This window comes from Terriglobales bacterium, assembly GCA_035543055.1.
Classification (GTDB): Bacteria; Acidobacteriota; Terriglobia; order Terriglobales; family Acidobacteriaceae; genus JAIQFD01.
On sequence record DATKKJ010000150.1, the window covers coordinates 1 to 6,192 of the forward strand.

Consider the following 6,192-nt stretch of genomic DNA (forward strand, 5'->3'; position numbering starts at 1 on the left):
CGCTGGCGTCGTATCTCCGTTCGCTGGGCGGCAAGGTCGTGACCGGCACGCGCGTCGATTCGCTGGGTGAGTTGCCGCCCGCCAAGGTGGTGCTGTGCGACCTGACGCCGCGGCAGCTCTTGAAGATCGCGGGCGAGAGGCTGCCGTATCTCTATCGCCGGATGCTCAAGCGCTACCGCTACGGGATCGCCGCCTTCAAGATGGACTGGGCGCTGGACGGGCCGGTGCCGTGGCGGGCGGAAGCATGCCGCCGGGCGGGGACCATTCACGTCGGCGGGACGCTGAAGGAGATTGCGCAAGCAGAATGGCAGGCGTGGCGCGGGCGGGCGCCGGAAAAGCCGTTCGGCATCCTGGCCCAGCCCAGCCTGTTCGACGACACGCGCGCGCCCTCAGGCAAGCATGTTCTCTGGGGCTATGCCCACGTCCCCAACGGCTGCACCGTAGACATGTCGGAGCGGGTCGAGACGCAGATCGAGCGCTTCGCTCCCGGGTTCCGGCAGCGGATCATCGGGCGCTCGGTGATGGGCCCGGCACAACTGGAGAGCCGCAACGCCAACCTGGTGGGCGGCGACATCAACGCCGGCAGTCCGGTATTCCCACAGCTCTTCGTGCGCCCCACGCACAAGCTGTACGCGACACCGCTGGAAGGGGTTTACATGTGCTCGGCGTCCACGCCACCGGGGGGAGGGGTGCATGGAATGTGCGGATTCTTTGCGGCGGAGGCGGCGCTGAAGAAGGTGTTCCCGGAACGCGTCGCCAACATCGCCCCACTAGCGTGGGGCTCTCGGTAAGCTGCAAGCCGTAGGTCCTCACGCTCATCCCTACGGGATATCGCTCAGGATGACAACAAAACAGATCAGCGGACCGGCACACCGTCCAGGGTTGTGAGGCGGCCGACGGGGTAAAGGCCGACGCGCTGCACCTCGTACCAGGGCGAGTGCCGGTAGAAGAATTCCAGGCGCGCGCGCGGGTTGGCGGCAAAAGCCTTATCGCCGGCCAGCCTGTTCTCGAACTCCTGCTTGAGCGCCGGATCTTTGGCCATCATGTCGCGGGCCAGCTTCTCCAGCACGTAGTCCTCGGCGTACTCCTTCTGCTCGAAGACGGGATCGAAGAAGTTCCAGACCACGGCGGAATCGGGCGCCTGCGGCTCCAGCCACTCGATGGCGACCTTGGCGGAGCGCTGATCCATGGGCACGACCACGGAGCCGGCGGCAAAAGAGAGCTTCTCCCGCACCATGGCGCACTCCCCGCCGAACTCGCCGCTGCCGAACTCGGAGTTGAACAGCGGGTGACGGCCCTCGAAAGGGCGCGTCCGCCACTTCAGATCGTGGCAGCGGTAGGTCTGGACTTCGCCGGTCCAGGGCGCGGTGGTGTGCAGCATGCGGACGCCCTGCAACTGCAGCACTTCGATGACGTGGTCCCACTCGCGGGGGATTATGTAGGCGCGGGGGATCTCGACGGAGTAGGTCGGCTCCAGCCGGGCCGGGCGCGGGATCTCGATGTTCATCGGCTCCTGCGTGTACTGGATCCAGGGCTGGCCGGACACTTCGCTGGGCGTGGTGGTGAACTTGTAGCCGCGATAGAAGAACGGGACCGTCTCTTTGCTGGCCTGGCTGCGAAGGATGAAATGGTGGCCGGGCGACTTTCCGGCGGCGATGACGGCGGCGTCGGCCTCGCGGTTCATCTTCACCAGCCGGTCGGCCTCGCGGTTGATGAGCTGGAGGAGCGCGCGCAGGATCTCGTAGTTGCCGGTGACCCGTGTCTTGTAGTCCTTCAGCATGTGCATCTCCACCAGCAACCCGGGACGGTTCTGCAGCAGCACGTAGCCGTCGGCAAACCGGGGAGAGCCGGGAAAACGATTGAGGCCCTTGGTGGGATCGTGGCCGTCAACCAGGTCGATGTAAGGCGCGGCCAGATGGCCGGCGTCCTGGACCGTGTTCTCCAGGTAGGGAGCGACGGTGGTTTCAAGCCAACTGGCGATGGCGGGGTCCTGGCCGGGAGCGTCGGTGAGGTTGTAGGTGACGTCGTACTGGTAGTCGGCGCCGTCGGTGACGTGGTCGTCGACGAAGAAATCGGGCAGCCACTCGTTCCACAGTCGCAGCCAGGCCTTGGTCTCCGGGGCATCGGCCTTCATGTAATCGCGATTGAGGTTGAGGTTCTCGGCGTCCACCCGGTAACCCATCTCCTCTGGGCCGTTCTGGTTGATGCGGTTGAAGGGGCCGAAGCGCTCGTGGCCGTCGGGGTTGTAGATGGGGATGATGAGCACCACGGCACGCTCCAGCAGCCCGGCGCGGGTCTTGGTGACGCCCATGTCGCGCAGCAGGGCGAGACAGGAGTCCTTGCCGTCCATCTCGCCGGCATGGATGGCGTTCTGAATGAGGACGATGGGGCGGCCGGCGGCGTGCAGCGCCTGGGGATCGAAGACGCCGTCGCGGGAGACGGCGACCGCCACCAGGTCGCGGCCTTCGCCAGTCTGCCCGAAGGTGAAGACTTTGACCTGCCCGGGCGTAGCGGCGGCCACGCGGCGCACGTAGGCCATGGTCTCGTCGTAGCGCGGGGTGGTGCGGTAGTTCGAACGTTCCGCGGGGGTGGCCCAGTCGGCGGACTGCGCGAAGCAAGCGGTGGTAAAGAGCAGGAACCAGAGTTTTTTCATGCGGTAGGGGTCCTTCGACTCGGCGCTGCGCGCCTGGCTCAGGATGACAGCTGTAAACATCCGTATTCGACGGGCTGGGGCGCCCGTCGCTACAAAATTTCTTATCGCTGCATCGGCTTGGCGCGCCGTCGGGGGCGGCGGACAGCGGTCTTGAGCGCCTTGCGCCCGGAGCGCGTTTCGCGTTTCTGCAACAGGACCACCGCGTGGGCGATGGCGGCGTTGTCGGTGCCCAGGCCCTCGGGCGTTTTGGCCTTGACGCTGATATTGTCCACCGGCGTGTTGAGCAGCGCAGCCAGGCGGATCTTGAGGCGCGGCACGAACGGCCCGATGCGCGGCTCCTTCAGGATCAGGGTCGAGTCCACGTTGCAGATGACGTAGCCGGCGCGCTCCACCCGCCTCACCGCCTCCTGGATGAAGACCACGGAATCGGCGCCCTTCCAGCGCTCATTCTCCGAGGGGAAGTGGGTACCGATGTCGCCGGAGGAGATGGCGCCGAGCAGGGCGTCGGTGAGGGCGTGCAGCAGCACGTCGCCGTCGGAGTGTCCGGCGAGCCCGCTGTGGTGCGGGATCAGCACCCCGCCGATCCTGAGCGGGAGATCCATCTCGAATTCGTGCGAGTCCCAGCCGTAGCCGATGCGCATGACGGGTAATTTGAAATTTGTAATTTGCAAAGCAAGAGGGCAGGAGCAGTTCACTTTGCAAACTACAAATTACAAATCGTACTTCAGCCGGTCAGGGCCTTGGCCCCCTTGTCCTGCGACATGAAGAGCTCCGCCAGTTCCAGGTCCGCCGGGGTGGTGATCTTGATGTTGCGGGGCGAGCCCATGACCACGGCGACCTCATGTCCGGAGCGCTCGACCAGCGAGGCCTCGTCGGTGCCGGTGAAGCCGTCGGCCAGTGCCTCGTCGAATGCCTTCTTGATGACCTGGTAGCGGAAGCCCTGGGGCGTCTGCGCCATGACCACGCGCTCCCGGGGGATGGTGCTGGTGACGATGGCGCCCTCGGCGGTGCGGTCCACCTGCTTGACCGTGTCCATCGCGGGCAGGCCGGCGATGGCCGCGCCGTACTTCTGCGCCGCCTGGATGACGTTGCCGATGATGTCGGAATCCACGAAGGGGCGGACGGCATCGTGCACCAGGACGATGTCGTCGGGCGCGGCCTGGACAGCGGCCAAGGCGTTGGCCACTGATTCCTGGCGGTGCTCGCCGCCCTCGACCACGCGCAGCCGCTTGCTCCCGGCTTCCGTCTTCAGCCGCTCTTCGGTGTGGGACATCTCCGGCTTGCGCAGGGCGACGCAGATCTCTGTGACCTGCGGGACGGCGACGAACTTCCGCACCGTATGCACCAGGATGGGCACGCCGCCGATCTCGGTGAACTGCTTGGCGGCGCGCTGTCCCTTGGCGGGGCCCACCATGCGCGTCCCCAGTCCGGCGGCCGGGATGATGACGATGACCTTCATGCAGGGGCGAAAAGTATAGCAGTGGGCAGTGGCCGGTGGGCAGTGCCGGTGAACCCACCCAAGCCAGCACCGGGCTTGGGTGCGGTAACCGACGTCGTTATTCCCGAGTGGAGTTCGGGGCGCCGGTGGTCGGCGTCGCGGCCGGGGCAGCCGGAGACGCAGTCGCGGGACGCACCGGCTCGGCGACGATGGACTGGGGGCGGCGGCTTGCCCCACTGTCGGCGCGGGCAGGGACGGCCTCGCGCGGCGTGGCCGTGGCCGCGGAGCGCTCATCGAACTTCCCGAAGATCATTTTGCCGGCGGTGGTCTGCAGCACCGAGGTGACGGCGATGTCGATGTTCTTGCCGATCATCTTGCGGGCATTGTCCACCACCACCATGGTGCCGTCGTCCAGGTAAGCGACGCCCTGGTTGTATTCCTTGCCTTCCTTGAGGATGAAGACGCGCATGATCTCGCCGGGCAGCACGATGGGCTTCAGCGAGTTGGCCAGCTCGTTGATGTTGAGCACGGGCACGCCGTGCAACTGGGCCACCTTGTTCAGGTTGAAATCGTTGGTGACGATCTTGCCGTCGTACACCTTGGCCAGCTCGATCAGTTTCATGTCCACTTCGCGCACGGCGGGGAAATCGTCTTCGACGATGGAGACGTCGAGGGTGGCGATCTTCTGGATGCGCTGCAGGATGTCGAGGCCGCGGCGGCCGCGGTTGCGCTTCAGCGAATCGGCGGAGTCAGCCACCAGTTGCAGCTCGCGCAGCACGAACTGGGGGATGACCAGGACGCCGTCGAGGAAGCCGGTCTCGGCGATGTCGGCGATGCGGCCGTCGATGATGACGGAGGTATCGAGGATCTTGAACTGCTTCTTGCCCTGCTTCTCGCCGCCGAAGATGCCGCCCAGGGCGGCCAGGTTGAGCAGGTCACCCTTGGAGGCGCCGACCACCAGGCCGACGTAAGCCATCAGCAGCATGACCATGAGTTGGAGAAAGGACTGGGTGGGCCCGTGCTCGATGCTGCTCTTGATGACCAGGCTGAAGAGATAGGCGCCGAAGATGCCGAGAATGCTGCCAATGGCGGCGCCGATCAGCCGCTTCAGGCTGACCGCGCGCAGCCGGTACTCGAACAGCACCACGGCGGCGCCGATGGCCGCGCCGGCCACAGCCGCCAGGGGCCTCTGCAGCCCGAACGGCTGGAGCACCAGGCAAGCGACGGTCACCACCACAACAAAAAAAAGACGAATAAGAACCATGTCCATGGGGCCTCCCGAGTCCACCCACTCCGGTGGCCGGTCCCGCTGCAATGCCGTATGGCGGAGCAAGTATTGAGGAATGAAAAGCGCTCCGCAGGCGGAAAGGAAGAGATCACTCCCTTCCGTCTCATCTACCAGTAACAGGCCGAAGTATATACCAGGCGGCGGGGACCGCAGCGGCCAAGGAGGTTACCCGAGGCGTCAACATGTGCCGGCGGTTTGCTGTTGACCAAGACAGCAACAGGACGCATTGTGGGCTTGGCTGCCGGAACGGGCAGCCGTCAAGCCCGGCGCGGGTTGTGCCTGCACCGGCAGAGTTGGGCCGAACCCGTAAAGGGGAGATGAGCGGCCATTGGTCCTCCGATCCAACGGAGAGCCAGAAAGACCGGCGCAAATATTCTCGGGGGAGAACGCGCCGGTTTTTTCTTGCAGTTGCCAGTCCTCAGTTGCCAGAGCCGTTCCTTTTGACGTGGTAGATTGTTCCGCTATCTGAAATTATCCCAGCACATTCCAGGAGCGACCATGAAGTGGAAGCCAGCCTCCACCGTTCTGTTCACGTTGGTCTTCAGTTGTCTCGCGATGTCCCAGCAGGTGACCGCGATCCGCGCCGGGCATCTGGTCGATCCCGCCACCGGCAAGGTTGCGGACAATCGGGTGATCGTCATCAAGGACGGGAAGGTCGAGAGCGTAGGCGGCAGCGTGCCTGCGGGGGCGCAGGTGATCGACCTGTCGAAGCAGTGGGTGATGCCGGGGCTGATGGACGCGCACACCCACATCACGATGGATATCCCGCCGGCGCCGCCGGATGTCTCGTCGTGGGAGGCGGTCCAAGCCAAG

6 protein-coding genes are annotated in these 6,192 nt (G+C 65.2%); 2 read left to right on the top strand and 4 right to left on the bottom strand.

Features of this window, described 5'->3' with window-relative positions; genetic code table 11:
• A partial coding sequence (locus VMS96_10350) for an NAD(P)/FAD-dependent oxidoreductase (protein HVP43824.1) occupies window positions 1–791 on the top strand: 791 nt, incomplete at its 5' end.
• Between the two features lie 65 nt (window positions 792–856).
• On the opposite strand, the gene VMS96_10355 is transcribed toward VMS96_10350, so the two are convergent.
• From VMS96_10355 to VMS96_10370, 4 genes are all read right to left on the bottom strand, one after another.
• Window positions 857–2,713 (bottom strand): M14 family metallopeptidase, encoded by a 1,857-nt coding sequence (locus tag VMS96_10355; protein ID HVP43825.1) that lies wholly within the window; start codon window positions 2,711–2,713, stop codon window positions 857–859.
• A 41-nt stretch (window positions 2,714–2,754) separates the two neighbouring features.
• Complete coding sequence (gene ispF, locus VMS96_10360) at window positions 2,755–3,294, bottom strand: 2-C-methyl-D-erythritol 2,4-cyclodiphosphate synthase (protein HVP43826.1); 540 nt, start codon at window positions 3,292–3,294, stop codon at window positions 2,755–2,757.
• 83 nt (window positions 3,295–3,377) lie between these two features.
• Entirely contained in the window at window positions 3,378–4,112 is a 735-nt protein-coding gene (gene ispD / locus VMS96_10365) for a 2-C-methyl-D-erythritol 4-phosphate cytidylyltransferase (protein HVP43827.1), read from the bottom strand.
• Between the two features lie 97 nt (window positions 4,113–4,209).
• Window positions 4,210–5,361, bottom strand: coding sequence for a PIN domain-containing protein (locus VMS96_10370; protein HVP43828.1), 1,152 nt, complete (start codon window positions 5,359–5,361; stop codon window positions 4,210–4,212).
• A 516-nt stretch (window positions 5,362–5,877) separates the two neighbouring features.
• On the opposite strand from VMS96_10370, the gene VMS96_10375 reads away from it, so the two are divergent.
• Window positions 5,878–6,192, top strand: a 315-nt coding sequence (locus VMS96_10375) for a hypothetical protein (protein HVP43829.1), incomplete at its 3' end; no start/stop codon positions are given.

What these genes read in the sequence shown, in the direction of transcription:
- VMS96_10355 (HVP43825.1), bottom strand. Translation starts at nt 2,713, where the DNA reads ATGTTTACAGCTGTCATCCTGAGCCAGGCGCGCAGCGCCGAGTCGAAG.
- ispF (HVP43826.1), bottom strand. Translation starts at nt 3,294, where the DNA reads ATGCGCATCGGCTACGGCTGGGACTCGCACGAATTCGAGATGGATCTC.
- ispD (HVP43827.1), bottom strand. Translation starts at nt 4,112, where the DNA reads ATGAAGGTCATCGTCATCATCCCGGCCGCCGGACTGGGGACGCGCATG.
- VMS96_10370 (HVP43828.1), bottom strand. Translation starts at nt 5,361, where the DNA reads ATGGACATGGTTCTTATTCGTCTTTTTTTTGTTGTGGTGGTGACCGTC.